Here is a 26,076-nt window from a genome sequence, read left to right as displayed (position 1 = left end):
TAAACGTATATTGAGCGACACCACGGACATTCGCCTGTTACCCGCCCATAGCGCGTGTCGTTGGCACCATGGCGGGGTGACCCAAGTGACCGAACGCGGGACCCTGTTGCCGACGGCCCCGCGGGCCAACGCGCGGCGCCGTTCACCGGCCGCCGCCGCCTGTGTGCTGGGCGGCGCGGTGGCCGCCGGACTGGGGCTCGGCTTCCTGGCCGTGCTCGTGATCGTGCTGTGGATCAGCTCCCCCTACCCCGACAGCGGCCCCGGCGGCGCGCTGCACCTCGCCGCGGGCCTGTGGCTGCTGGCCCACGGGACGGAACTCGTCCGCTACGACACTCTTTCCGGTGTGCCGGCGCCCGTCGGAGTGACCCCGCTGCTCCTGGTGGCGCTGCCGGTGCTGTTGATGCGGCGGGCCGCGCGCCTCGGCAGCGCCTCGGGCGACGGCTCCATGGACGACGAGGTACTGCCGCCGAGCGTGGTCTTCTCGGCCGTGACCTGCGGATATCTGACCGTCGGAGCGATGGCCACGGTGTACGCGGCGGGCGGCCCGATGCCGGCCGATCCGCTGAGCGCGGCCTGGCACGTACCGTTGGTCGCCGTACTGGCCGCCGCCGGCGGAGTGTGGGACGCCCGGGGGAGGCCGCCGGTGACGCTGCCGTCCTGGGCGCCGGGATGGGCGGTCAGGGGCGTACGAACGGCAATCGCGCGCCCCCGTTACGCGCTGGCCCTGCGCTCCGGCGCGGCCGGGGCGCTCGTGCTCCTGGGCGGGGGCATCCTGCTCGTCGGCGCCTCGCTGGCGTGGCACGGGCCGGAGGTCCAGGGCTCCTTCCTGGCGCTGACCGGGGTGTGGTCGGGACGGTTCGCAGTCCTGCTGCTCGCACTGACCCTGATCCCCAACGCGATGGTGTGGGGCGCGGCGTACGGGCTCGGGCCCGGCTTCGCGCTGGGCAGCGGCGCGACCGCGACACCGCTCGGCTTCGGGGGAACGCCGGCGCTGCCGAGGTTCCCGCTGCTCGCGGCCCTGCCGCCGGAGGGCTCCGGAACGCCCCTGACCTGGGCGGCGGTCGCGGTACCGGTGGCCGCGGGGCTGGGCGTCGGATGGTTCGCCGTACGGCGGGCGCGAGAGGTCTCGTACGGGGAGACCGCGCTCACCGCGGCACTGGGATCGGTGGTGTGCGGGCTCGCGATGGCCGGACTCGCGGCGGCGGCCGCCGGACCGATGGGCGCGGCGGCACTGGCGAGCTTCGGACCGGTCTGGTGGCAGGTCGGGGCCGCGGCCACGGGATGGACGCTGGGGCTGGCGGTGCCGCTGGCCGTGGCGGTGCACGCGTGGCGGACGCGGCCTGCGCGGGGGGCCGCGTCCGCGGCCGACGAATGGCACGACTCCGGGGTACGGGAACTGCGCTGGGCGGCGCTGCGGCGGGCGGCCACGCCGATGGTTCCCGTGGGGGCGGATCCTGTGGCGGTGGCTCCGCGGGTGGCTCCGCCGGTGGCTCCGGTGACGGGGGCGGGGGTCTCGGCACCGCCCGTGCCGGTGGCTCCGCCGGTGGTCTCCGTGGAGCCGGTGGTGCCCGTGGCGCCGGTGGTCTCCGTGGCGCCGGTTGTTGCGGTGGGGCCGGTTGTTGCGGTGGGGCCGGGGGCCGTGCCGGAGGTGCCTGCGGCCGTTCCGGAAGGGGTCGCACCGCTGCTTCCCGGGGTGTCCGGGGCCCGTGTCCTGTCGCGGAAGCCGTCGGAGTAGTCGTCGCGGTGACGGCGCCGTCGCTGCCGGCCCCGGCTGCGCCGGGCGCCTCAAACGCCGGCGGGGCTGGAGTGGTGCGGCCGGGCTGGGATGGTGCGGCGGGGCTGGCGACGGCGTACCCCGGCTGCGCCGGGCGCCTCAAACGCCGGCGGGGCTGGGATGGCGGGGGTGGCTGCGTCGGAGCCGGGAGGGCGGGCGTGGCCAGGGTGGCTGCGCCGGGCGCCTCGAACGCCGGCGGGGCTGGTGTGCCGCGGCCCGGCCGGGATGGTGCGCCGTGGGGGCCCTGACCGCCCCGGTGGGGTGGTCAGGGGGTGGGGTCAGCGTTGGACCTTGAGGACCTTGCCCAGGAAGTTGTCCGGGAGCAGGGTGTTGCACTGGAGTTCCGCGGTCTTCGTCAGCGCGTCCTCGCGGCACACGTAGAAGTCCTTGTAGGCCAGTTGCAGGGCGTACGAGCTCATCGCCAGCAGCAGTGCCAGCGACGCCGTGACCAGGCCGCTGATCGCGGCCGTGCGCTGGGGGCGGGCCGCCGGGCCGAGGGCCGCGAGGCCGCCGGGGGTCGGGGTGGTGGCCGGCGCCGGGGTGGTCGGGGTCGCGGCGGTGGGGTCGGCGGCCGGGGACGCGGTCGCGGCCGGCTCGGCCGGGCGGCCGCGCAGGGCGCTGATGCCCCAGTACATGGCCAGCGCGCCGAGCAGGAGCCCCACCGACGGGATCCCGAAGATCCCGAAGAAGAACCCCCACATGCCCGCCAGCAGGGCGTACCGCGCACGCCGCTGGATCGGGTCGGTGGGGTCCCAGCGGGCCGGACCGTCGGGCCCGGAGGGGTTCGCGTCCCGCTCCCGGTCCTGACCCTGGCCGGGGCCGCCGCCGCGCGGCTGCCACGGCTGGTCGGGCCGGCCCTCCGGGGGAGCCGCGAAGGGGTTGTCGTCGGTCGAGGGGTCGGGCTGACGGCGGTCCGGCATCGAGTGCGTTACTTCCCCTGCTGTCGTGCGGCCCAAGGCGTCGCGCCGCGTCGTTTGTGGCTTGTATGCCAGACGCTACCGCCCGGCCGTCCCCCCGTCCCTCGGGGGCGGTCCCGTGTGCCGGTATCGTTGCAGGCGGTCGGTGGCTTCGTATGGTTCCCCGTATACCGGTGCCCCGTAGTTTCATGCGATCGCACAAGACGAACGCCGTATTCACGTGAGAAAGGGCCGTACATGGCCGCCTCCCGCCTGGTCGTGCTGGTCTCAGGGTCCGGCACCAACCTCCAGGCCCTGCTCGACGCCATCGACGCCCACCCCGAAGGCCCTGAGGGTTTCGGTGCCCGCGTGGTCGCCGTCGGGGCCGACCGAGACGGCATCGCCGGGTTGGAGCGCGCCGAGAAGGCCGGCATCCCCACCTTCGTGTGCCCGGTCAAGGCGTACGCCACCCGCGCGGAGTGGGACGTCGCCCTCACCGAGGCGACCGCCGCCCACGCGCCGGACCTGGTGGTTTCCGCCGGGTTCATGAAGATCGTGGGCCGGGAGTTCGTCGACCGCTTCGGCGGCCGGTTCATCAACACCCATCCCGCGCTGCTCCCCGCGTTCCCGGGCGCGCACGGCGTGCGCGACGCCCTCGCCTACGGCGCGAAGGTCACCGGCTGCACGGTCCACTTCGTGGACGGCGGCGTGGACACCGGTCCGATCATCGCCCAGGGTGTCGTCGAGATCCGGGACGGGGAAGACGAAGCCGCTCTCCATGAGCGCATCAAGGAAGTCGAGCGCACGCTGCTCGTCGACGTCGTGGGGCGCCTGGCCCGGCACGGCTATCGCATTGAGGGACGAAAGGTAACAATCCAGTGACCGCCGCAGACAGCAGCAGCAACGACCCGACCACGACCCAGCGGCCGATCCGTCGTGCGCTCATCAGCGTCTACGACAAGACGGGACTGGAAGACCTGGCCCGCGGCCTGCACGAGGCGGGCGTCGCGCTCGTCTCGACCGGCTCCACCGCCTCGAAGATCGCCGCGGCCGGGGTGCCCGTCACCAAGGTCGAGGAGCTCACCGGCTTCCCCGAGTGCCTCGACGGCCGCGTCAAGACCCTGCACCCGCGCGTGCACGCCGGCATCCTCGCCGACCTGCGGCTGGAGGACCACCGCAACCAGCTGGCCGAGCTGGGCGTCGAGCCGTTCGACCTGGTGATCGTCAACCTCTACCCCTTCCTGGCGACCGTCCAGTCGGGCGCGACCCCGGACGAGTGCGTCGAGCAGATCGACATCGGCGGTCCGTCGATGGTCCGCGCGGCCGCCAAGAACCACCCGTCGGTCGCCGTGGTCACCAGCCCCGAGCGCTACGCCGACGTCCTCACCGCGGCCCGGGGCGGCGGCTTCGACCTGACCGCCCGCAAGCGGCTCGCGGCCGAGGCGTTCCAGCACACCGCGGCCTACGACGTGGCCGTCGCGTCCTGGTTCACCAACGCCTACGCCCCGGAGCCCGAGGCCGTCCTGCCCGAGTTCCTGGCCGAGGCCTGGGAGCGCAAGTCGACCCTGCGCTACGGCGAGAACCCCCACCAGGCCGCCGCCCTCTACACCGACGGTCAGCCGGGCGGGCTCGCCAACGCCGAGCAGCTGCACGGCAAGGAGATGTCCTTCAACAACTACGTGGACACCGAGGCCGCGCGCCGCGCCGCCCACGACCACGAAGAGCCCTGCGTCGCGATCATCAAGCACGCCAACCCGTGCGGCATCGCCGTCGACAAGGACGTGGCCGCGGCCCACCGCAAGGCGCACGCCTGCGACCCGCTGTCCGCCTTCGGCGGCGTCATCGCCGTCAACCGCCCGGTGACCGTCGAGCTCGCCGAGCAGGTCGCGGAGATCTTCACCGAGGTCATCGCCGCCCCCGACTACGAGGCCGGCGCGGTGGAGATCCTGGCGAAGAAGAAGAACATCCGGATCCTGAAGGTGGCCGGCTCCCCGCACCAGCCCGGGGACCTCAAGCTGATCTCCGGCGGCGCGCTGCTCCAGCAGAGCGACACGTTCGCCGAGGGCGCGGGCCGAGCCGAGGGCGACGACCCGGCGAACTGGACCCTCGCCACCGGCGAGGCCCTCTCCGCCGACGAGCTCGCCGAGCTGTCCTTCGCGTGGAAGGCCTGCCGCGCCGTCAAGTCCAACGCGATCCTGCTCGCCAAGGACGGCGCCTCCGTCGGCGTCGGCATGGGGCAGGTCAACCGCGTCGACTCCGCGAAGCTCGCCGTCGAGCGGGCGGGCGCCGAGCGCGCGCGGGGCTCGTACGCCGCGTCCGACGCCTTCTTCCCCTTCCCCGACGGGCTGGAGATCCTGACCGCCGCGGGCATCAAGGCCGTGGTCCAGCCGGGTGGTTCGATGCGTGACGAGCTGGTCATCGAGGCTGCCAAGGCCGCGGGCGTGACGATGTACTTCACCGGTACCCGTCACTTCTTCCACTGACCGGACCCCGTCCGCACACGACGAAGGCCGCGCCCCGGAAAGGGGCGCGGCCTTCGTCGTGCGGTGTGCGTCAGACGTTGCGCTGACGGTTGAACCAGGCCGAGCCGTCGGACTTGGCGACGAACACGATGACGAGGATCAGCAGCACCAGGTGCACGAGGCTGAGCGGGAAGAACGGGTACAGGCTCAGGGCGATGCCCAGACCGGCGTAGACCATGATGCCGATGCGGGCACCGTTGGCGCCCTTGCCGCACTGGATGGCCAGCACGATGGACGCGACCAGGTAGACCACGGCCAGGGCGATGAGCCCGTACAGCACGCCGGAGCCCAGCTTGGCCATGTCCTCGAACTGCGCGTTGCCCTGGAGGTCGGGCTCCTGCTTCAGCCGCTCGATCAGGGCGAGGGCGGCGAAGAGCACGCCGACGCCGACGACCTGGAGACCGGCGATCACGTACAGCATGACGCGGGCGGCCTTCACGCCACCGGGCATCGTCTGCGGAACGCCCGGGTAACCGCCCGGGTAGGCCGGGGCGCCGCCCGGGTATCCGTAGCCGCCCTGGGGCGGGACGCCCTGCGGGGCCTGCTGCGGGTAGCCGTAGCCGGGCTGGCCCTGCGGCTGCTGCTGCTGTCCGTACGGGTTGTTCGGGTCGCCGAAGCTCATCTTGGGGTGTTCCTCCGTGGAAGTGCGGGGACGCACGGCACTATCGGAGGAACTCTGCACTTCTCTGCGGTCCGCCCCCCGGCACTGCCCGCGGCACTCATTGCCCGTCATCGTGGTCCGGCCGACCCCGCGTTGTCCAGCCAGGGCGCGAACGGCGTGCCACTTGTTGTGCAAGTGCAATGAAGCACGTCACCCGCGTACAACCGACGGTCCACCGGAGAGCCCTTGACTGGAACCCGGGCCACTCCATCCGGGAGGATGGGGGGCATGACCGCCCAGATTCTCGATGGCAAGGCCACCGCAGCCGCGATCAAGTCCGAACTGACCGCCCGCGTGGCGGCGCTGAAGGCCCGGGGCATCACCCCCGGCCTCGGCACCCTGCTGGTCGGTGACGATCCGGGCAGCCGCTGGTACGTCAACGGCAAGCACAAGGACTGCGCCGAGGTCGGCATCGCCTCCATCCAGCGCGAACTGCCCGCGACGGCCTCCCAGGAGGACATCGAGGAGGTCGTGCGGGAACTCAACGCCAACCCCGAGTGCACCGGCTACATCGTCCAACTCCCGCTCCCCAAGGGCATCGACACCAACCGCGTGCTGGAACTGATGGACCCGACCAAGGACGCCGACGGCCTGCACCCCATGTCGCTCGGCCGGCTGGTGCTGAACGAGCCGGGCCCGCTGCCCTGCACCCCGTACGGGATCGTCGAACTGCTCCGCCACCACGGTGTCGAGATCAACGGCGCGCACGTCGTGGTCCTGGGGCGCGGCATCACCGTGGGCCGCTCGATCGGCCTGCTCCTGACCCGCAAGTCCGAGAACGCGACCGTGACCCTGTGCCACACCGGCACGCGCGACTTGTCCGGGCTGCTGCGCCAGGCCGACATCGTCGTGGCGGCGGCCGGTGTCCCGCACCTGGTCAAGCCGGAGGACGTGAAGCCGGGCGCGGCCGTCCTCGACGTCGGCGTGAGCCGCGACGGGAGCGGGAAGATCGTCGGCGACGTGCACCCCGGTGTCGCCGAGGTGGCCGGCTGGATCTCGCCGAACCCGGGCGGTGTCGGCCCGATGACCCGCGCCCAGCTGCTCGTCAACGTCGTCGAGGCGGCGGAGCGGACGACCAGTGCGGGCTGAGCGCGACACGGAACCGGCGGAACCGGCGGAACCGGCGGAGGCCCCGGCGCCGCGGGCGCCCGAGGGCGCCGTCGAGCCGACGAAGGGGCGGCAGCCGAAGCCGCCCCCCGTCGAGAACGAGGCGGACGAGGCGGTGGCCGTCGGTGACGGGAGCGACGGGAGCGGCGAGAGCGGCGAGAGCGATGCGGACGAGGTCGACGGCGACGGGTCGGAGGCGGCGGCGAAGTCCCGGCGCTTCCCCTCCGTCACCCGGGACACCGCCCGCCCCGAGGGCGGCGGCCGGGCCGCGCCCGGGGGCGCGCCCGCCCCGGCGCGTCAGTGGCCGATGCTCAGCGTGCTGGCCGCCACCGCGATCGGGCTGCTCACCACGGCGATCGGATTCCCCCGCATCGGCTGCCTGATCATCGGGGCCGCGCTGATCGCGGGCGCGGTGATGCGCCGGATCCTGCCGTCGGTGGGGATGCTCGCCGTGCGGTCCCGGTTCACGGACATGGTCACGTACGGCCTGCTGGGCGTGTCGATCACGCTGCTCGCGCTGGTCGTGCAGGCGCCCAAGCCGTGGCTGGAGATCCCCTTCCTGACGGACGTGGTCCGCTTCACCGTCCGCTAGGGCCTGTCGCAGGTCCTGTCGCAGGTCCTGCCTCGACGCGTACGGGGACACGTTCGCGGGCTTCGACGCCGTCCCGGTGGCGCGCGCCGCGCACGCCTGCGTCAAGTCCGTGGAAGGGCACCGCACCGGCAAGGTCTTCCGGGTGGAACGAGGGCCCCGTCCTCGCCGCCGCCTTCGAACACCCGGGTCCGTGTGCCCTGCACCACACGGACCCGGGGGTTGGGCGCCCCCCGGGTCGGATAGCCTGATCGACGGATGTCTCTTCACGTCAAGATTTACCGGGTCGGGGAGCGGCGTCCTCCCAGCACAGGGGGCAGGGACGCCCCATCGCCAGCTGTCTAACGGAGAAGGCCATGACCCGCACTCCCGTGAATGTCACCGTCACCGGCGCCGCCGGACAGATCGGCTACGCGCTGCTCTTCCGCATCGCGTCCGGTCACCTCCTCGGCGCGGACGTGCCGGTCAAGCTCCGCCTCCTGGAGATCCCGCAGGGCATGAAGGCCGCTGAGGGCACCGCCATGGAGCTTGACGACTGCGCCTTCCCGCTGCTCGCCGGCATCGACATCTTCGACGACCCGAACAAGGGCTTCGAGGGTGCGAACGTCGCGCTGCTCGTGGGCGCCCGCCCGCGGACCAAGGGCATGGAGCGCGGTGACCTGCTCTCCGCCAACGGCGGCATCTTCAAGCCGCAGGGCGCCGCGATCAACGCGCACGCCGCGGACGACATCAAGGTCCTGGTCGTGGGCAACCCGGCCAACACCAACGCGCTCATCGCGCAGGCCGCCGCCCCGGACGTACCGGCCGAGCGCTTCACCGCGATGACCCGCCTGGACCACAACCGCGCGATCTCGCAGCTGGCCGCCAAGACCGGCGCCGCCGTCTCCGACATCAAGCGCCTGACCATCTGGGGCAACCACTCGGCGACCCAGTACCCGGACATCTTCCACGCGGAGATCGCCGGCAAGAACGCCGCCGAGGTCGTCAGCGACGAGCAGTGGCTGGCCGAGACCTTCATCCCGACCGTCGCCAAGCGCGGCGCCGCGATCATCGAGGCGCGTGGCGCGTCCTCGGCCGCCTCGGCCGCCAACGCCGCCATCGACCACGTGCACACCTGGGTCAACGGCACCGCCGCGGGCGACTGGACCTCGATGGGCATCCCGTCGGACGGCTCCTACGGCGTCCCCGAGGGCATCATCTCGTCCTTCCCCGTCACCACCAAGGACGGCAAGTACGAGATCGTCCAGGGCCTGGACATCAACGAGTTCTCCCGTGCGCGCATCGACGCGTCCGTGGCGGAGCTCGTCGAGGAGCGCGACGCGGTGCGCGAGCTCGGCCTGATCTGATCGAACCCGTACGCACGCCAAAGCGCCCCGGCCCCACCAGGCCGGGGCGCTTTGGTGTGAATCCGGCGCCGGGCCGCGACCGGCGGGCTCAGTGCTTGAACATGCCCGGCGTGTAGTGCCCCGGCGCGAGGCGGCAGGTCACGCCGAACCGGTTCCAGGCGTTGATCGCCGTGATCACGGCGATCAACTGGGCCAGTTCGGTCTCGTCGAACAGCTCGGCGGCCTTCCCGTAGACCTCGTCCGGGACGAACCCGTCCGTCAGGACGGTCACCGCCTCGGTCAGCTCGATCGCCGCCAACTCCCGCTCGGTGTAGAAGTGCCGGGACTCCTCCCACGCGCCGAGCTGGATCAGACGCTCGACGCTCTCGCCGGCGGCCAACGCGTCCTTGGTGTGCATGTCCAGGCAGAACGCGCAGTGGTTGATCTGCGAGGCGCGCACCTTGACCAGCTCGACCAGCGTCGGGTCCAGGCCCTTGCGGGCGGCGACCTCCAGGGACACCAGGGCCTTGTAGACGTCGGGGACCAGCTTCGCCCACTGCAGGCGGGCGGGGTGCTCGGGGGCGTACGCGGGGGTTTCGTTCGTCGTCGTCATGTCTCCACCGTAGGAGGCCGGCGGCCCGCCGATATGGTCCATTCCCATGACGGAATCCCGGGCCACTTTCGGCGCCGACCTGCATCTCGACCTCACCGCCGGGCGCGGGCTGAGGGCCGGACTCACCGAGGCGCTGCGCGAGGCCGCGCGCAGCGGTCGACTCGCCCCGGGAACCCGACTGCCCTCCTCCCGGTCCCTGGCCGTCGACCTCGGCATCGCCCGCAACACGGTCGCCGAGGCGTACGGCGAACTCGTCGCCGAGGGCTGGCTGACCGCCCGTCACGGCTCGGGCACCCGGGTCGCGGAACGGGCCGTGCCGCGCCATCCAGCCCGGGCCGCCCGGGTCCGGCCACCCGCCCGGCGGGGGCCCGCGTACAGCTTCAAGCCGGGCTCCCCGGGCCTCGGCAGTTTCCCGCGCACCGCCTGGTCGGCGGCGGCCCGGCGGGCCCTCGCGGCCGCCCCGAACGACGCCTTCGGGTACGCCGCGGACGCGCGTGGCCGGATCGAGCTGCGCGAGGCGCTGGCCGACTACCTGGCCCGCGCCCGGGGGGTGGACGCCGATCCCGACCGGATCGTGCTGTGCGCCGGGTTCGTGCACGGGCTGTCGCTGCTCGCCCGGGTGCTGCGGGCGCGCCGGGTCCGCGAGGTGGCCGTGGAGGGGTGGAGCCTCGACGTGCACCGGGACCTGCTCACCGGGGCCGGGCTGCGGACCCGCCCCTTGTGGCTGGACGGCGCGGGCGCCCGTACGGAGGACCTGACGTCGACGTCGGGGGCGGTGCTCCTCACGCCGGCGCACCAGTTCCCGACGGGCGTCGCGCTGACCCCGGCACGGCGGGCGGCGGCCGTGGACTGGGCCAGGACCACGGGCGGGCTCATCCTGGAGGACGACTACGACGGGGAGTTCCGCTATGACCGCCAGCCCGTCGGGGCGCTCCAGGGACTGGACCCGGACCGCGTCGTGTACCTGGGCACGGCGAGCAAGTCGCTGGCGCCGGGGCTGCGCACGGGCTGGATGGTGGTGCCGGCCGGGCTGGTGGACGAGGTACTGGCGGCGAAGGGCCACACCGACTGGATGTCGGGCGCGCCGGACCAGTTGACGCTGGCGGAGTTCATCCGGTCCGGGGCGTACGACCGGCACGTCCGGAGCATGCGGCTGCGCTACCGGCGCCGGCGCGACGCCCTGGTGGAGGCCCTGGCCCCGCGGACGGCGGTGACCGTCTCCGGCATCGCGGCGGGCCTGCACGCGGTGCTCGACCTCCCGGCCGGCACCGAACGCCCCCTGATCCAGGCGGCGGCCTGGCACGACCTGGCCCTGGAGGGACTGTCCCGCTTCCGGCACCCGGATTCGGCGATGCCCGCGCGGGACGCGGTGGTGCTCGGGTACGGGACCCCGTCGGAGAGCGCGTGGTCGGGCGCGTTGGCGGCGTTGGAGGCGGCCCTCCCGTAGGAGGCGCGCGGGGCGCGGGTCAGGGAACCGGACCGGCCACCGGACCGGCGGGATCCGCGGGGTTCGCCGGGTCAGTGGAGTCCGCGGGGTGGGTGGAGTCCGCCGGGTCCGCCGGGGGTTCGCCGAAGCGGGCCAGGGCCAGCGAACCGGCCACGGCCACCACGAAGCCGAGCACCGCCAACCAGGCGAGCCCCTCACGGGTGCGGTCCCCGAGCCACACCACCCCCACCACCGCCGGCCCGATCGTCTCGCCCAGCACCATGCCGGCCGTGGCGGCCGTCACCGAGCCGCGCTGCAGGGCCGAGGTGAGCAGCAGGAAGGCGGCGCCGCCGCCCAGCAGGAGCGCGTACAGGGCCGGGTCGGTCAGCGCCGACCAGGAGACCCCGTCGATGAGGCGGACCGCGACCTCCACCACCCCGAAGCCCGTCCCGGCCGCGAAGCCGAGCACCAGCGGCCGGGAGCGGTTCGGCAGGCCGCCCGCCGCCGCCCCCACCAGCAGCACCAGGACCGCCACCGCCAACAACCCCCACTCCAGGGCGGGCGGACCGGTCCCGGAGCCCTCCTCCCCGGAGGCGAGCCCCAGCATCAGCAGCCCCGCGCTCACCACCGCGACGGCCGCCCACTCCCTCCGGTTCAGCCGTACGCGCAGGAGTCGGGCCGCGACCACCGCCGTCACCGCCAGGCTGGCCGCCAGCGCGGCCCCCACCGCGTAGATCGGGATGTGCCGCAGGGCGATGATCTGGAGGACGAAGCCGACCCCGTCCAGGCCGAGCCCCGCCAGGTACCGCCACTGGCGCAGGGCCCGCAGCAGGAGCGCGGCGTCCACCCCGGACCCGGTGCCCGGCTCCGCCGCCCGCGCCGCCATGGCCTGGAGGACCGAGGCCGTACCGAAACAGACCGCCGCACCGAGTGCGCAAATCATCCCAACAAGCACGAACCGACTCTAGGTCACCGTCGTGACAAGGGTGTGACGACGGCTGGATTCCATCCCCCGGTCACCCCGCTCTAGTCTGTCGGGAGCACGCCACCCAGGGGGAGCGAACTCACATGGACACCAGCAACACCAATCGGCGCCGGATGCGCTCGGGCGCCGTCGCGCTCGGCGGCATGGGCCTGCTCGCCGCGACCCTCGTCGCCTGCGGCAGCAGCGACGAGCCCGACAAGCGGTGCGCCTCCCGCTCCACGCTGAACCACCTGAACAACAAGGAATGCAAGAGCGGCGGCACCGGCGCCTACTACTACGGCGGCAGCGTCGCCAACGGCAAGGTCGGCGGCGGCAGCTTCGACAAGTCCGCCGTCACCCGCGGCGGCATCGGCAAGAGCCACTCCGGCTCCAGCGGCGGCTGACCCCGGTGGAGCGGCACACGATCGAGCCCCGCCCGAACTGGCAGCGGACCGTCGAGGAGCAGGGGCTGATCTACCCCCTGACCCGGTACCCCGACGACAGCCTGCGCCCCTACTGGGACGAGAGCGCGTACTACTCGTTCTCCCTCCCGGAGGTCGAGGCGCTGGAGAACGTCGTCGAGGAACTGCACGCCATGTGCCTCGCGGCGGCGGCCCACATCGTCGAGCACGACCGCTTCGCCGACCTCGGCATCACCGACCCGAAACTGGCCGCCCGCATCGCCGAGTCCTGGCGCCGGCGCGCCGAGCAGCCCTCCTTGTACGGCCGCTTCGACCTGCGCTACGACGGCTCCGGCGGCCCGGCCAAGATGCTGGAGTACAACGCCGACACCCCCACCTCCCTGGTGGAGGCGGCGAGCCCGCAGTGGTTCTGGATGGAGGAGCGGTTCCCCGGCGCCGACCAGTGGAACTCCCTCCACGAGCGGCTCGTCGACGCCTGGCGCCGGCAGGCCGAACTGCTGCCGCCCGGTCCGGTGCACTTCGCGCACTCCGAGACCGACGAACTCGGCGAGGACCTGATGACGGTCGCCTACCTCCAGGAGACCGCGGAGCAGGCCGGCCTGGACACCGTCGCCATGTCCGTCGAGCAGATCGGCTGGGACAGCCTCTCCGGCCGGTTCGTCGACGAGAAGCTCCGCTTCATCCGCGGCATCTTCAAGCTCTACCCGTGGGAGTGGCTGGCCACGGACGAGTTCGGGCCCCAGGTGCTGGGCACCTACGACCACGGCGGCGGCTCCGGCACCACGGCCTGGATCGAGCCGCTGTGGAAGATGCTGCTCTCCAACAAGGCGCTGCTGGCGGTCCTGTGGGAGCTCTTCCCCGAACACCCGAACCTGCTGCCCGCCTACCTCGACGGCCCGCGCGAGCTCGCGGACACCACCGGCTACGTCGCCAAGCCCCTGCTGGGCCGCGAGGGCGCCGGGGTGACCCTGCACGAGGCGGGGGAGGACGGGGAGCCGTTCACCCCGGTGGACGACGAGACGTACGTCTTCCAGGCCCTGGCCCCGCTGCCCGACTTCGACGGCAACCGGGTGGTGCTCGGCGCGTGGGTCGTCGAGGAGGAGGCCGCGGGGCTGGGCATCCGGGAATCGGCGGGGCCGGTCACGGACGAGTACGCCCGCTTCCTGCCCCACGTCATCCTCCAGCCCGCCGGCCCGTGAGGCCGGCGGCGCCCGTCAGGCCGACAGCACCGACCGCAGCCGGTCCAGGCCCCAGTCCAGGTCCTCCTTGCTGATCACCAGCGGCGGTGCGATGCGGATCGTGGATCCGTGGGTGTCCTTCACCAGCACCCCGAGCCCCATCAGCTTCTCGGAGATCTCCCGGCCGGTGCCGCGCGACGGGTCGATGTCGACGCCCGCCCACAGTCCGCGCCCCCGCACGGCGGTCACCGCGCCGCCGCCGACCAGCAGGTTCAGCTCGTGGTGCAGGTGGTCGCCGAGTTCGGCGGCCCGCTGCTGGTACTCGCCGGAGCGGAGCATCGCGATGACCTCCAGCGCGACCGCGCAGGCGAGCGGGTTGCCGCCGAAGGTGGACCCGTGTTCGCCCGGCCGGAACACGCCGAGCACGTCCCGGTCGGCGACCACCGCGGAGACGGGCACGACCCCGCCGCCGAGCGCCTTGCCCAGGATGTACATGTCGGGGACGACGCCCTCGTGCTCCAGGGCGAAGGTCCTGCCCGTGCGGCCCAGGCCCGACTGGATCTCGTCGGCGAGGAAGAGGACGTTCCGCTCGCGGGTGAGCTCCCGTACGCCCTGGAGGTAGCCGGCGGGCGGCACGAGGACCCCCGCCTCACCCTGGATCGGCTCCAGCAGCACGGCCACGGTGTTCTCCGTGACGGCGTGGGAGAGCGCGGTGAGATCGCCGTACGGGACGATCTCGAAGCCCGGCGTGTAGGGGCCGAAGTGGTCGCGGGCGTCGTGGTCCGTGGAGAAGGACACGATGGTCGTGGTCCGGCCGTGGAAGTTGTCGGCCGCGACCACGATCTTGGCGTGGCCGTCCGGGACGCCCTTGACCTCGTACCCCCACTTGCGGGCCGTCTTCACCGCCGTCTCCACGGCCTCCGCGCCCGTGTTCATCGGCAGCACCATCTCCTTGCCGCACAGCGCGGCGAGTTCGGTACAGAAGTCCGCGAAGCGGTCGTGGTGGAAGGCGCGGGAGGTCAGCGTGACCCGCTCCAACTGGGCGCGTGCGGCGTCGATCAGACGCCGGTTGCCGTGACCGAAGTTGAGGGCGGAGTATCCGGCGAGCATGTCGAGATACCTGCGGCCCTCCACATCGGTCATCCACGCGCCCTCCGCCGACGCGACGACGACGGGCAGGGGGTGGTAGTTGTGCGCGCTGTGCGCGTCGGCGGAGCGGATGGCATCAGCAGTATTCGACACGGGGTCTCCGATCGTCCGTCAGGCCTGTGACGAGGGTGGCGTCACTGTCCATCCTCGCTCGTACGGTGGACGGAGAAACCTTTCTCGTGGCGCGCCCGCTAAGGTGGGCCCCACGCACGGCGACTGGCGCACGGAGAACGGACTCCGGGGAAGTCGTGCGCGCACGACCGCACACAGGGCCGCTCGCCTGGGCCTCGCGGGGACGAGAGACGACATCGACCCCGGAGGAGCCGCCATGACCGCGCGCCGCCATCCCGCCCTTTTCGCGACCGACCCCGAGCTGGCGTCCTTCGTCGAGGCGGAAGAGGCACTGCAGGCCGAGACCCTGCGCCTGATCCCCAGCGAGAACTACGTGTCCGCCGCCGTGCTGGAAGCCTCCGGCACCGTCCTGCAGAACAAGTACAGCGAGGGCTACCCCGGCCGCCGCTACTACGAGGGCCAGCAGAACATCGACCGCGTCGAGGCACTGGCCGTCGAGCGGGCGAAGGGCCTGTTCGGCGTCGACCACGCCAACGTCCAGCCGTACTCCGGCTCCCCGGCCAACCTCGCCGTGTACCTCGCCTTCGCGAAGCCGGGCGACACCGTGATGGGCATGGCCCTGCCCATGGGCGGCCACCTCACCCACGGCTGGGGCGTGTCCGCGACCGGCTCCTGGTTCCGGGGCGTGCAGTACGGCGTCACCGCCGACACCGGCCTGATCGACTACGACGCGGTGCGCGACCTGGCCCTGGCCGAGCGCCCGAAGATCATGTTCTGTGGCGGCACGGCCCTGCCCCGCACGATCGACTTCGAGGCCTTCGCGTCGATCGCCAAGGAGGCGGGCTCGATCCTCGTCGCCGACGTCGCCCACATCGCCGGGCTGATCGCGGGCGGCGCGCACCCGTCGCCGGCCGGGCACGTGGACGTGATCTCCACGACCACCCACAAGACCCTGCGCGGTCCGCGCGGCGCGATGCTGATGTGCCGCGAGGAGCACGCGAAGGCCATCGACAAGGCGGTCTTCCCCGGCCTCCAGGGCGGCCCGCACAACCAGACGACGGCCGGCATCGCGGTCGCGCTGCACGAGGCGGCGCAGCCGGCGTTCGTCACGTACGCCCACGCGGTCGTCGCCAACGCCAAGGCGCTGGCGGCGGCCCTGCTGGAGCGGGGCTTCGACCTGGTGTCGGGCGGCACGGACAACCACCTGATCCTGATGGACCTGACCTCGCGCGGGGTCCCGGGCAAGATCGCGGCCAAGGCGTTGGACCGGGCGGGCATCGTCGTGAACTACAACACGGTCCCGTTCGACCCGCGCAAGCCGTTCGACCCCTCGGGCATCCGGATCGGCACGCCGTCGCTGACCTCACGGGGCCTGACGGTGGACCACATGCCGGTGGTGGCGGGCTGGATCTCCCGCGCGGTCGACGCCGCGGCCGCGACCGACGAGGCGGCCCTGTCCGTGATCCGCGCCGAGGTCACCGACCTCATGTCGGCCCACCCGGCCCCGGGCCTGCCCCTGTCCTGACCAGGCCCCCCGCGGCGCCGCCCCGGTCCCCGAGGGCCGGGGCGGCGCCGCGGGTTCCGCTTTCCGGCCGGCCGGAAAGCGGTCGCTCGCTCCGGGCGGGATCCGGCCGGCCGGCTACGCGCGGGTACGGCCGGACACCGCCCGCCGAGAGCGGGGCCGGGATGTGATCCCGCGCTCATCCGGCACCGGATCCGGCCGGCGCAAGGCCCGAGACGGCCATCGCACCTGAGAGAATGGGGCCATGGCTTCTGATCGTCCTCGCGCGCTCTCCGGCATCCAGCCCACCTCCGGTTCGTTCCACCTCGGGAACTACCTCGGGGCCATTCGTCAGTACGTCGCCCTCCAGGAAACGCACGACGCCTTCTACATGGTCGTCGACCTGCACGCGATCACCATGCCGCAGGATCCCCGGGAACTGCGCGCGAACACCCGTCTGTCCGCCGCCCAACTGCTCGCGGCCGGCCTGGACCCCGAGCGCTGCACGCTCTTCATCCAGAGCCACGTGCCCGAGCACGCGCAGCTCGGCTGGGTCATGAACTGCATCACCGGGTTCGGCGAGGCGAGCCGGATGACCCAGTTCAAGGACAAGTCCGCCAAGCAGGGCGCGAACAACGCCACCGTCGGCCTGTTCACGTACCCGATCCTCCAGGTCGCGGACATCCTGCTCTACCAGGCCAACGCCGTCCCCGTGGGCGAGGACCAGCGCCAGCACATCGAGCTGACCCGCGACCTGGCCGAGCGCTTCAACACGCGCTTCGGTCAGACCTTCACGCTGCCCGCCGCGCACATCGTCAAGGAGGTCGCGAAGATCTACGACCTCCAGGACCCCGCGATCAAGATGTCGAAGTCCGCGTCCTCGCCCAAGGGCCTGGTCAACCTCCTCGACGAGCCCAAGGTCACCGAGAAGAAGATCAAGAGCGCGGTCACCGACACCGAGGCGGAGATCCGCTTCGACAGCGAGAAGAAGCCCGGCGTCAGCAACCTGCTCACGATCTACTCCACCCTCACGGGCGAGACGATCCCCGAGCTGGAGGCCCGGTACGAGGGCAAGGGGTACGGCGCGCTGAAGACCGACCTGGCCGGCGTGATGGTCGATTTCGTCACACCCTTCAAGAAGCGCACCCAGGAGTACCTGGACGACCCCGAGACCCTGGACGCCGTGCTGGCCAAGGGTGCGGAGAAGGCGCGCGCGGTCGCCGCCGAGACCCTGGCACAGGCGTACGACCGCCTCGGGTTCCTGCCCGCCAAGCACTGACCGACAAGGACCCTGGCGGTTCGGGGGGTGCTGCCATCACACTGAGCGGCAGCACCCGATCACGGGACAGACGGACGAGACAGACGGAGGAGACAGACGTGGGGACCGTAACGCTCGGCGTTTCGATCGCGGTCCCGGAGCCGTACGGCAGCAGCCTTCAAGAGCTGCGGGTCGGCTTCGGGGACGCCGCCGCGCTCGGCATCCCCACGCACGTCACCCTCGTGCCGCCCACCGAGGTGGACGCGGAGCGGCTGCCGGCGATCCAGGCCCACCTGGCCGAGGTCGCGGCGACGTTCCGCGCCTTCGCGATGCGGCTGGCCGGAACCGGCACCTTCCGCCCCCTCTCGCCGGTCGTCTTCGTCCGGCTCGTCGAGGGCGGCGCCGGCTGCACCCGCCTCCAGGCCCTGCTCCGGGACCCGGACGGGCCGATCGACCGCGAGTTGGCCTTCCCGTACCACCCGCACGTCACGGTCGCCCACGGGATCTCCGAAGAGGCGATGGACCTGGCGTTCACCACCCTCTCCGGGTACGCCGCCGACTGGCTGTGCGAGGGCTTCGCACTCTACGAACAGGGCTCCGACGGGGTCTGGCGCAAGTTGCGTGAATACCCTTTCGGCACGGGCCCGACCGGCGTTCCGGCACAACTGGGCTCACCCACCGATGAGGCGGCCGGCACGCGCGGGCGTCGCTCGTAGCGAAGCGGCCGCAGGGCCTGGAACGTGCGGAATCTGAGCCTTCGCAGGACCAGGGCGTGAAACGGGCGAGCCGTCGGGCGAAAAGTCACAATCGACGACCGTAGCCTTCGAAACCGACAATCCCGGCTATTTCCGGCAGCTCATTTACGGTGACCCCATGGACTGGCTGACGAAACTCCCGGTGATCGGACCCCTGGCGGCCGCGGCGATGCGCACGCACGCGTGGCGGTCGTACCAGCGGCTCGACCGGGTGCACTGGACCCGGCTGGCCGCCGCGATCACCTTCATCAGCTTCCTCGCCCTCTTCCCCCTCATCACCGTCGCCGCCGCCGTCGGCGCGGCGCTGCTGAGCAAGGAACAGCTCGACCGGCTCCAGAAGAGCCTCGCCGAGCAGGTCCCCGGCATCTCCGATCAGCTCGACCTCAACGCGCTGGTCGCCAACGCGGGCACCATCGGGCTCGTCGCGGGCGCCCTGCTGCTCTTCACCGGCATCGGCTGGGTGGGCGCCATGCGGGACTGCCTGCGCGCCGTGTGGGACAAGGACGACGAGGACCTCGGCAACCCGATCGCCCGCAAGGGCAAGGACGCGCTGGTACTCATCGGCCTCGGCGGCGCGGCGCTGTGCTCGGCGGCCGCCTCGATCCTCGGATCCAGCGCCGTGGGCAAGTTCGGCGGCTGGCTCGGCATCCCGCGCGACGGCGCGGGCGGCGCCCTGCTGAGGTCCGGGGCCTTCGCGGTCGGCGTGGTCGCCGCCTTCCTGCTCCTGCTGTACCTGCTGACCCTGCTGCCCGGGGTGGAGCCGCCGCGCGGCCGCCTGATCCAGGCCGCCCTCATCGGCGCCGCCGGCTTCGAACTGCTGAAGCTCCTGCTGAGCGGCTACATGCGGGAGGTCGCCGCGAAGAGCATGTACGGGGCCTTCGGCGTGCCGATCGCCCTGCTGCTCTGGATCAACTTCACGGCGAAGCTGCTGCTGTTCTGCGCCGCCTGGACGGCGACCCGCGACGACGCGGACGGCGACGGTGTCGAGGACCCTCAGGAACGGCAGGACCCTCAGGAACGGCAGGACCCTCAGGAACGGCAGGAGGGCGGCGACACGGGCCCCTCCGCGGGATCCGCGCGCACCGCCTGACCCGCGCCCGCGCCGGCCCCGCAGGGGGGTGGCGTCAGCTCTGTACGGTGTCGTCGTCCGTTCCGGAGCCCTCGGTCACGCCCGCCTTCTCGCGCATCTTGCGCACCAGCTCCGCCTTCTGGTCGGCCGCACCCTGGCGGTCGAGGTTGCGGTGCGGGCCGTTGTTCTGCCGTTCGGCGCGCGACTGCCGCTTGCGCTGGCCGCCGCCCTGACCCACGGGGTTGTTGATGTTCTTGCTGACGGTCACGGGTTCTCCCGGTCGTGGTGAAGTGCTCTACGGATTCATCGGTGGGGGACGGGCGGCGACGTCGAAGGACGCCGGCCGAGGCCCGTCACGCGCTCACTCGTGGATCGGCGTCTGGTAGAGCATGACAAAGACGTTACCCGGTTCCGTCGGCCCCGCTCACCAACCCTTTCGCCGCACGGGCGCCCGCCGCCCGGTGCGGGCCCCGGAAGGGGCGGCGGGCCGCCGCGGGCGCATCGGCGGCGCGAGGGATCGTCCCGCCCGCGCTCCGCCGTCAGGGGACGACCGTCAGACCAGGTCCTCGTCGCCCCGGCGACCGCGGCGCGGCCACCGCCGGTTCACCACGAACGCCCCGCCCGCCAGCACGGCCAGCGCCCCGCCCGCGATGCCGAGCGCGGTGCCGACGCCGCTGCTGCCGGAGTCGTCGCCGCCCGCCGACGTCTCCTTCTCGTGCGTCTGGGCGGGGGCGCCGTGCGACTTGGTGTCGGCGCTCTTGGGCGGCACCAGCTCACCGACCGGCTTCACCTTCCCGGCGGCCGAGAAAGCCCAGTCGAAGAGCGCGGCGGTCTCCTCGTACACCGAGTTGGCCCCGTCCGAGCCCGGGTTCATCACCGTGACCAACAGCTTCTTGTTGCCCTGCTGGGCCGCGCCGGTGAAGGTCGAGCCGGCCATGCTGGTGTTGCCGTTCTTGACGCCGGCGATGCCCTTGTAGGGGGAGAGCCCGTACGCACCCGTCATCAGCCGGTTGGTGTTCTGGATCTCGAAGTAGTCGCGGGGCTTGCCCGGCTCCTGGAGCCCCGGGAACTTCGCGCTCGCCGTGCCGCAGTACTCCCGGAAGTCGGCCTTCTGCAGCCCGGAGCGGGCGATCAGGGTGAGGTCGTAGGCGCTGGAGACCTGCCCCGGCGCGTCGTACCCGTCCGGGGACACCACGTGCGTGTCGAGGGCCTGGAGCTCCTCCGCGTGCGCCTGCATGTCCTTGACGGACTTCTCGATGCCGCCGTTCATGGCCGAAAGCACGTGGACGGCGTCGTTCCCCGACCGGAGGAACACGCCGAGCCACAGGTCGTGGACGGTGTACTCGTGGTCCTCCTTCACCCCGACCAGGCTGCTCCCCGCGCCGACCCCGTCCATCTCCTGCTCGGTGACCTTGTGCACCTGGTCCTTGGGCAGGCTCGGCAGCACGGTGTCCGCGAACAGCATCTTCATGGTGGAGGCCGGGGGGAGCCGCCAGTGCGCGTTGTGTGCCGCCAGCACGGCGCCCGTCTCCGCGTCCGCGACGATCCACGACCGCCCCGTGAGATTGGTGGGCAGGGCGGGCGCGCCCGGCAGCAGGTTCACCTGGGTGCCCGGTTGGCCGAGCGTCGTGCCGCCGACGGTGGACATCGACGCGGGCGGGCCGCCGTCCATCGGCGGGCGCCCCTTCCCGTCGGCGGGCGGGGCCGGGGCGGCGTGCGCGGGGGCGGTGAACATCGCGGGGACCAGCAGTGCGGCGGACAGGACCGTCAGCGCGGTCTTCTTGGCATACACGCAGGTGAAGGTACAACCCGATGTGCTGTCCACCGTCCCTGAGCGGCCAACCCGCCGGAACCACCGCCGGTCCAGCCCACCCTGGCGCGTCCGTCCCGGGAACGAATCCGATACTGGGGACATGAAACTCAGCCGCACCGCCTCCTGGTTCCTGCTCGCCTTCGGAGTGTGGAGCTGGATCATCTGGGTGTCCTTCGTCCGGAACCTGTGGAAGAACGGCAGCGGTCTGGCCTTCGACACCGCCGGTGACCCTACGACTTACTTCTGGGTCCACTGTGGACTGGCGGTGGCGTCCTTTCTCCTGGGGACGGCCATTGGTGTGATCGGGTTGCGTTCCCTGCGCGCGCTGCGGCGTGAATCACGATGACCGTAATCGTGGTCGCGCTCGTCGCGCTCGCCGTATTGGGCCTGTTGGCCCTGGTCCACCGCTGGCTGTGGGTCCGCCTGGTCCGTGACACCACCCGGCCGGGTGGTCTGCCGCGCCGGGCGGGGACCGCCCTGGCCTTCGTCCTGCCGCTCACGGCCGTCGCGGCCCTGGTCGCCGGGCGCGCCGGGGCGCCGTTCCGGCTCCAGCAGGCGGTGGCGTGGCCGGGGTTCATGTGGCTGGCGGTGCTGCTGTACCTGACTCTGGCGATGCTCGTCGGGGAAGTGGCCCGGGCCGTCTGGCTCCGCCGGGTCACGCCGCGGGCCGCGCCGGCCCCCGTCCCGGTCCCCGCGTCGGCCTCCGCCCATGCCTCCGCCGATGCCTCCACCCCGGCCTCCGCCCCGGTGGATCCGACGGCGGAGCCCGACCCGCCCGCCCCGGCGCCGGCCGCCGACCCCGCCACCGCCACCGCCACCGCCACCGAACCCGCCTTCGACGCCGCCGTCCTCACCCGGCGCCGGTTCGTCGCGCGGACCGTCGGCGGCGCCGCGGCCGCGGCCGCCCTCGCGACGGTCGGGTACGGGACGTACGGCGTGCTGCGCGGGCCCCGCGTGAAGCGGGTGCGGGTACCGCTCGCCAAGCTGCCCCGCGCCGCGCACGGCTTCCGGATCGCCGTCGTCAGCGACGTCCACCTCGGGCCGATCCTCGGCAGCGCCCACACCCGGCGCGTCGTCGACGCCGTCAACGGCACCCAGCCCGACCTGATCGCCGTCGTCGGCGACCTGGTCGACGGGAGCGTGCCCGACCTGGGGCGGGCCGCCGAACCGCTGCGCGACCTCCGGGCCCGGCACGGCTCGTTCTTCGTCACCGGCAACCACGAGTACTTCTCGGGGGCCGAGCAGTGGGTCGAGCACGTCCGGGAACTGGGGATGCAGCCCCTGGAGAACGCGCGCCGCGCCCTGCCGTACTTCGACCTCGCCGGGGTCAACGACGTCGCGGGCGAGAGCGAGGGCCACGGCCCCGACTTCCGGGCGGCCCTCGGTGACCGCGACCGGTCCCGGACCGCCGTCCTCCTCGCGCACCAGCCGATCGTCATCCACGACGCCGTCCGGCACGGGGTCGACCTCCAACTGTCCGGGCACACCCACGGCGGTCAGCTCTGGCCCGGCAATCACCTCGCCGAGCTCGCCAACCCGACCGTCGCCGGCCTGGAACGGTACGGCGACACACAGCTGTACGTGTCCCGCGGCGCGGGAGCCTGGGGGCCGCCTGTTCGCGTCGGCGCGCCGTCCGACATCACCGTGGTCGAACTCGCCTCATATCAGGCCTGACCAGGCATAACAGGTCTTCCCGTGGCCGAATTTCCATGATTGAGTGCCCGATAGTCGGATACCGGGTTCGAATATCGGGGTGCAGGGGATGCGGTCAGTCCGCTCGAAGGTGATCGCGGCCGCTCTGGTCCTCGCGGCGGGCGGCGGTGTCGCCGCCTGGCAACTGCTCCCCGCCGAGGGCAACGGCCGGGGCACCGCCATCCGGGTCGGGACGAGCGACGTCGTCTCCGACCTGGACCCCGCCGGTGCCTACGACGCCGGTTCCTGGGCCCTGTTCGGCAACGTCTACCAGTCGCTGCTGACCGTCAAGCCGGGCTCGGAGGCCCCCGTCCCGGACGCGGCCTCCGCCTGCCGGTTCATCGGCGGCAAGCTGACCACGTACCAGTGCGAGCTGCGCCCGGACGCGAAGTTCTCGGGCGGACGCGCGATCACGGCGCAGGACGTCAAGCACTCCTTCGACCGGATCAAGAAGATCAACTCCGAGCAGGGCCCGGCGCCGCTCTTCAACACCCTGGAGTCGGTCAAGGCCGAGGGGCGGACGGTCACCTTCAACCTGTCCGGGCGCGACGCCACGTTCCCCTTCAAGATCGCCACGGGCGCCGCGTCGATCGTCGACCGGGAGAAGTACCCGGCCGGGGCGCTGCGCCGGGACGGCAAGGTGGACGGCTCGGGCCCGTACGTGCTCGGCGCGTACACGGCCGGCGAGAGCGCCGAGCTGAAGCCGAACCCCGCCTACACGGGCCAGGCGAAACCGGCCCGCACGCCCGTCACGGTGAAGTACTTCGCGGACTCCGCCGGGCTCGACCGGGCGTGGCGCGACCACCGGATCGAGGTCGCCCACCGGGACATGCCGCCCGAGGTGCTCGCGGCCCTCAACCCGGGCCTGGAGGACACCCGGTACCAGGCCTCCGGGGGCACCGAGACCCGCAACCTCGTCTTCAACGTCCGCCCCGGTTCGACCACGGCGAAGCCGGCCGTCCGGCAGGCCGTGGCGGCCGTCCTGGACCGCTCGCAGTTGGCGAGCGAGGTCCACCACGGCACGGTGACCCCGCTCTACTCCCTGGTCCCGGCCGGTGTCGCCTCGCACAGCACGCCGTTCTTCGACACCTGGCCGGCTCCGAACACGGCGACGGCCAGGAAGATCCTCAAGGCGGCGGGCGTCGCCACCCCCGTCCCGATCAGCCTGGGAGCCAACGAGCGCGGCGCGAACCTCGCGGAGGCCGACGCGATCGCCAAGCAGCTCACGGCCACCGGTCTCTTCCGGGTGGACGTCAAGGCGGTCGCCAAGTGGGAGGACTTCCAGAAGCAGTACGCGGCCGGGGACTTCGACGCTTACACCGTCGGGTGGATCGCCGACTTCCCCGACGCGGACAACTTCCTCGCGCCCCTCGTCGGCGCCGGGTCCACGATGAACAACGGCTTCTCCGACAAGGCCGTGGACGCGCTGATCACCCGTACGCAGGCGCACTCCGACCGGGGCGAGGCGGCGGACGACTTCCGCGCGCTCCAGCGGATCGTCGCGCAGCAGGTGCCGATGCTGCCGATCTGGCAGAAGAAGGACTACGTGATGTCCCGCGAGGCCGTCACCGGCGCGCAGTACCTCTCCGACGGCACCGGCGTCTGGCGCCTGTGGGACCTGGACTGGCTGTAGTGCCCCGTTCCGGGGTGACGCCCCGAACGGCGTCGGACCCCTACCCCTTCCCGGAGTCGGGAGCGGGGTCGGGGTCCGAGGCGCGCTTGCGGGACACCGCCGTCTGGGCCATGCCGGGCAGGAAGTCCGCGAACAGCTCGTGCACCTCCCGCACCAGCGGCCGCAGCACCCGGAACCGCGCCAGGATGATGCCGCGGGTCGTCAGCTGCGCGCCGCGCTCGGCGAGCCGGCGGGTCTTCTCGCTGTCCGGCGAGCGGTCGAAGACCCAGTACAGGACCAGCCCCATCTGCGAGAGCCACATCAGCTCCGGCAGCACGTCGGCCAGTTCGTCCGGCACCTTCGTCTTCGCGCCCGCCAGCACCTCGCGGTGCATGTCGATCGCGGCCTTGCGGGCCGGTTCCGATTCGGGGGAGAAGGGGCTGAGGGGGCTCTCCGGGTCGGCCGCGTTCTTGAAGAACTGCGAGGCGAACTCGTGGTACGGCGCGGCGATGTCCAGCCAGCTCGTCAGTACGCCCGCGAGCCGCTTCTGCAAGTCGCTCTCGTTGTCCAGGATGGGCCGGACCGCCGCCTGGTGTGCGGCGCCGATCCGGTCGTAGAACCCCTGGACCAGGTGTTCCTTCGAGGCGAAGTAGTAGTACGCGTTGCCGACCGAGACCCCCGCCTCCTTGGCGATGACCCGCATGGTCGTCTTGTCGAAGCCGCGCTCCTGGAAGAGCCGGAGCGCGGTTTCGAGGATGAGCGTGCGGGTTTGCTCGCTCTTGGGAGCCTTCTGATCAGTCACGGTGTCCGACCTTATCGGGGTACGGCGCATCGGTCGTCACAGGCCGCATCCCCGGGCTCCGCTTCGCCGTTGGTACGGACCGCGGATCGCCAGGCGGACGCGGTGTGCATCGCCGCCCGGGCGAACGGCCGGCCGGCCGGGGTGGCCAGCCAGTTCGCCTTGGGCCGGTGCTCGGCCAGGGCCCACAGGCACACGATGAAGGCGTCGGTGTCGGTCCACACCTGGCCCCGGTCGCCGATCACGGTGATCCGGCGGAGCGTCTCCTCGTGGTCGAGACCGGGGAACAGGCGCCGGGCCTCGTAGGACCCGGCCGGGACGAGCCACAGGGGCGTGAGCCACCGCTGCCCCAGCAGCCAGTGCCGGATGTGGACGCAGAGCGGGCAACCGGCGTCGTACAGCACCGTCAGGTGCTTGGTCGGGGCGGTCGTCTCGGTCATCGGGATCAGGCCCGGGCGGGCGCGGTCCAGCCCTGGGGGGCGACGGGCGGGGTCTGCTGACGCTCCATGATGCCCCGGCGGCGCATCTTGTTGAGGACCCACACGTTGCCGAGGTGCATCACGCCGAGGACGAGCAGGACCACGCCGAGCTTCACCGACAGGGCCTCGAAGAGGCCGCGGGCCTCGGTGATGGTCTCGGCCGAGCGGAGGTAGAGCGTCACGAAACCGATGTTCACGAGGTAGAAGCCGACCACCAGGAGGTGGTTCACGGCGTCCGCGAGCTTCTCGTTTCCCTGGAGGACATCGGCGATGAAGACCCGGCCGTTGCGGGTGAGCGTACGGGCGACCCAGATGGTGAGCCCGATGCTGATGACCAGGTAGATGACGTACGCGACCACGGTGAGGTCCATTGCCCTCAGCCCCCTTGAACGTGTTCAAC

The 26,076-nt window shown here is 72.3% G+C and carries 26 protein-coding genes and 1 riboswitch; of the genes, 16 read left to right on the top strand and 10 right to left on the bottom strand.

The annotated features are described in order from the left end of the window. The first annotated feature begins 76 nt into the window (after nt 1-76). Entirely contained in the window at nt 77-1,735 is a 1,659-nt protein-coding gene (locus tag OG906_RS14180) for a cell division protein PerM (protein ID WP_329443019.1), read from the top strand. A 317-nt stretch (nt 1,736-2,052) separates the two neighbouring features. On the opposite strand, the gene OG906_RS14175 is transcribed toward OG906_RS14180, so the two are convergent. Then, nucleotides 2,053-2,694 (bottom strand): hypothetical protein, encoded by a 642-nt coding sequence (locus OG906_RS14175; RefSeq protein WP_267796789.1) that lies wholly within the window; start codon nt 2,692-2,694, stop codon nt 2,053-2,055. 234 nt (nt 2,695-2,928) lie between these two features. Here OG906_RS14175 and purN point away from each other — a divergent pair, with 234 nt between their 5' ends. Together purN and purH are read left to right on the top strand one after the other, a co-directional pair. Further along, entirely contained in the window at nt 2,929-3,552 is a 624-nt protein-coding gene (gene purN, locus OG906_RS14170; RefSeq protein ID WP_329443016.1) for a phosphoribosylglycinamide formyltransferase, read from the top strand. Then, the gene (gene purH / locus OG906_RS14165) at nt 3,549-5,153 is read left to right on the top strand and encodes a bifunctional phosphoribosylaminoimidazolecarboxamide formyltransferase/IMP cyclohydrolase (protein ID WP_267796787.1); all 1,605 of its coding nucleotides are present in this window, start codon (nt 3,549-3,551) and stop codon (nt 5,151-5,153) included. Before purN ends, purH begins: the two co-directional genes overlap by 4 nt. 70 nt (nt 5,154-5,223) lie before the next feature. Here the strand turns inward: purH and OG906_RS14160 are convergent, their stop codons facing one another. Continuing rightward, complete coding sequence (locus tag OG906_RS14160; RefSeq protein WP_329443012.1) at nt 5,224-5,850, bottom strand: hypothetical protein; 627 nt, start codon at nt 5,848-5,850, stop codon at nt 5,224-5,226. Between the two features lie 231 nt (nt 5,851-6,081). On the opposite strand from OG906_RS14160, the gene OG906_RS14155 reads away from it, so the two are divergent. The 3 genes from OG906_RS14155 (at nt 6,082) to OG906_RS14145 (ending at nt 8,895) form a co-directional block, all read left to right on the top strand. Then, on the top strand, nt 6,082-6,942 hold the full coding sequence (locus OG906_RS14155; RefSeq protein ID WP_329443009.1) for a bifunctional methylenetetrahydrofolate dehydrogenase/methenyltetrahydrofolate cyclohydrolase: 861 nt from the start codon (nt 6,082-6,084) through the stop codon (nt 6,940-6,942). Then, nucleotides 6,932-7,552, top strand: a complete 621-nt coding sequence (locus OG906_RS14150) for a DUF3017 domain-containing protein (RefSeq protein WP_329443006.1) — start codon at nt 6,932-6,934, stop codon at nt 7,550-7,552. The genes OG906_RS14155 and OG906_RS14150 overlap by 11 nt, the downstream gene beginning before the upstream one ends. Nucleotides 7,553-7,905: 353 nt before the next feature. Continuing rightward, the gene (locus tag OG906_RS14145) at nt 7,906-8,895 is read left to right on the top strand and encodes a malate dehydrogenase (protein ID WP_329443005.1); all 990 of its coding nucleotides are present in this window, start codon (nt 7,906-7,908) and stop codon (nt 8,893-8,895) included. Nucleotides 8,896-8,983: 88 nt separating this feature from the next. On the opposite strand, the gene OG906_RS14140 is transcribed toward OG906_RS14145, so the two are convergent. Next, nucleotides 8,984-9,487: a carboxymuconolactone decarboxylase family protein gene (locus tag OG906_RS14140; RefSeq protein ID WP_329443003.1), complete on the bottom strand. Its 504-nt coding sequence runs from the start codon at nt 9,485-9,487 to the stop codon at nt 8,984-8,986. 46 nt (nt 9,488-9,533) lie between these two features. Between OG906_RS14140 and pdxR the strand changes: the two genes are divergently transcribed. Further along, the gene (gene pdxR, locus OG906_RS14135; RefSeq protein WP_329443000.1) at nt 9,534-10,934 is read left to right on the top strand and encodes a MocR-like pyridoxine biosynthesis transcription factor PdxR; all 1,401 of its coding nucleotides are present in this window, start codon (nt 9,534-9,536) and stop codon (nt 10,932-10,934) included. Nucleotides 10,935-10,953: 19 nt separating this feature from the next. On the opposite strand, the gene OG906_RS14130 is transcribed toward pdxR, so the two are convergent. Further along, nucleotides 10,954-11,856 (bottom strand): hypothetical protein, encoded by a 903-nt coding sequence (locus OG906_RS14130; protein ID WP_329442997.1) that lies wholly within the window; start codon nt 11,854-11,856, stop codon nt 10,954-10,956. Nucleotides 11,857-11,981: 125 nt separating this feature from the next. Here OG906_RS14130 and OG906_RS14125 point away from each other — a divergent pair, with 125 nt between their 5' ends. Both OG906_RS14125 and OG906_RS14120 read left to right on the top strand, forming a co-directional pair. Then, a complete protein-coding gene (locus tag OG906_RS14125; protein ID WP_267796777.1) occupies nt 11,982-12,281 on the top strand; it encodes a hypothetical protein in 300 nt (99 codons plus the stop codon). Nucleotides 12,282-12,286: 5 nt separating this feature from the next. Next, complete coding sequence (locus OG906_RS14120) at nt 12,287-13,498, top strand: glutathionylspermidine synthase family protein (protein ID WP_329442994.1); 1,212 nt, start codon at nt 12,287-12,289, stop codon at nt 13,496-13,498. A 15-nt stretch (nt 13,499-13,513) separates the two neighbouring features. Here the strand turns inward: OG906_RS14120 and rocD are convergent, their stop codons facing one another. Further along, nucleotides 13,514-14,719 (bottom strand): ornithine--oxo-acid transaminase, encoded by a 1,206-nt coding sequence (gene rocD, locus OG906_RS14115; RefSeq protein ID WP_267825889.1) that lies wholly within the window; start codon nt 14,717-14,719, stop codon nt 13,514-13,516. Nucleotides 14,720-14,828: 109 nt separating this feature from the next. Next, a riboswitch (ZMP/ZTP riboswitch) is annotated at nt 14,829-14,919 on the top strand. A gap of 35 nt (nt 14,920-14,954) precedes the next feature. Here rocD and glyA point away from each other — a divergent pair. The 4 genes from glyA to OG906_RS14095 all read left to right on the top strand — a co-directional run bounded on the left by glyA (nt 14,955) and on the right by OG906_RS14095 (nt 19,302). Further along, nucleotides 14,955-16,223: a serine hydroxymethyltransferase gene (gene glyA / locus OG906_RS14110; RefSeq protein WP_329442992.1), complete on the top strand. Its 1,269-nt coding sequence runs from the start codon at nt 14,955-14,957 to the stop codon at nt 16,221-16,223. A 241-nt stretch (nt 16,224-16,464) separates the two neighbouring features. After that, the gene (gene trpS / locus OG906_RS14105) at nt 16,465-17,478 is read left to right on the top strand and encodes a tryptophan--tRNA ligase (protein WP_329442990.1); all 1,014 of its coding nucleotides are present in this window, start codon (nt 16,465-16,467) and stop codon (nt 17,476-17,478) included. Between the two features lie 98 nt (nt 17,479-17,576). Continuing rightward, complete coding sequence (locus OG906_RS14100) at nt 17,577-18,173, top strand: 2'-5' RNA ligase family protein (RefSeq protein ID WP_267796772.1); 597 nt, start codon at nt 17,577-17,579, stop codon at nt 18,171-18,173. A gap of 157 nt (nt 18,174-18,330) precedes the next feature. After that, complete coding sequence (locus OG906_RS14095; protein WP_329442988.1) at nt 18,331-19,302, top strand: YihY/virulence factor BrkB family protein; 972 nt, start codon at nt 18,331-18,333, stop codon at nt 19,300-19,302. Between the two features lie 34 nt (nt 19,303-19,336). Here OG906_RS14095 and OG906_RS14090 read toward each other — a convergent pair whose 3' ends face one another. Continuing rightward, nucleotides 19,337-19,549, bottom strand: a complete 213-nt coding sequence (locus OG906_RS14090) for a DUF6243 family protein (protein ID WP_329442986.1) — start codon at nt 19,547-19,549, stop codon at nt 19,337-19,339. Between the two features lie 285 nt (nt 19,550-19,834). After that, the gene (locus tag OG906_RS14085) at nt 19,835-21,052 is read right to left on the bottom strand and encodes a D-alanyl-D-alanine carboxypeptidase family protein (RefSeq protein ID WP_385643437.1); all 1,218 of its coding nucleotides are present in this window, start codon (nt 21,050-21,052) and stop codon (nt 19,835-19,837) included. Between the two features lie 142 nt (nt 21,053-21,194). Between OG906_RS14085 and OG906_RS14080 the strand changes: the two genes are divergently transcribed. From OG906_RS14080 to OG906_RS14070, 3 genes are all read left to right on the top strand, one after another. Next, nucleotides 21,195-21,440, top strand: a complete 246-nt coding sequence (locus OG906_RS14080; RefSeq protein WP_329442981.1) for an SCO4848 family membrane protein — start codon at nt 21,195-21,197, stop codon at nt 21,438-21,440. Then, complete coding sequence (locus tag OG906_RS14075) at nt 21,437-22,768, top strand: metallophosphoesterase (protein WP_329442979.1); 1,332 nt, start codon at nt 21,437-21,439, stop codon at nt 22,766-22,768. Before OG906_RS14080 ends, OG906_RS14075 begins: the two co-directional genes overlap by 4 nt. 88 nt (nt 22,769-22,856) lie before the next feature. Further along, entirely contained in the window at nt 22,857-24,419 is a 1,563-nt protein-coding gene (locus OG906_RS14070) for an ABC transporter substrate-binding protein (RefSeq protein WP_329442977.1), read from the top strand. A gap of 40 nt (nt 24,420-24,459) precedes the next feature. Here the strand turns inward: OG906_RS14070 and OG906_RS14065 are convergent, their stop codons facing one another. From OG906_RS14065 to OG906_RS14055, 3 genes are read right to left on the bottom strand one after another with little or no spacing between them, the layout of a single operon-like run. Continuing rightward, nucleotides 24,460-25,230 (bottom strand): TetR family transcriptional regulator, encoded by a 771-nt coding sequence (locus OG906_RS14065; protein ID WP_392899372.1) that lies wholly within the window; start codon nt 25,228-25,230, stop codon nt 24,460-24,462. Continuing rightward, complete coding sequence (locus OG906_RS14060; RefSeq protein ID WP_329442973.1) at nt 25,212-25,637, bottom strand: thiol-disulfide oxidoreductase DCC family protein; 426 nt, start codon at nt 25,635-25,637, stop codon at nt 25,212-25,214. Before OG906_RS14060 ends, OG906_RS14065 begins: the two co-directional genes overlap by 19 nt. Before the next feature lie 5 nt (nt 25,638-25,642). Beyond that, the gene (locus OG906_RS14055; protein ID WP_267825881.1) at nt 25,643-26,047 is read right to left on the bottom strand and encodes a hypothetical protein; all 405 of its coding nucleotides are present in this window, start codon (nt 26,045-26,047) and stop codon (nt 25,643-25,645) included. Nucleotides 26,048-26,076 lie beyond the last annotated feature (29 nt).

Origin of the sequence: Streptomyces sp. NBC_01426, assembly GCF_036231985.1 — a bacterium.
Taxonomy (GTDB): domain Bacteria; phylum Actinomycetota; class Actinomycetes; order Streptomycetales; family Streptomycetaceae; genus Streptomyces.
This window is presented reverse-complemented; position numbering and strand designations above follow the sequence as displayed.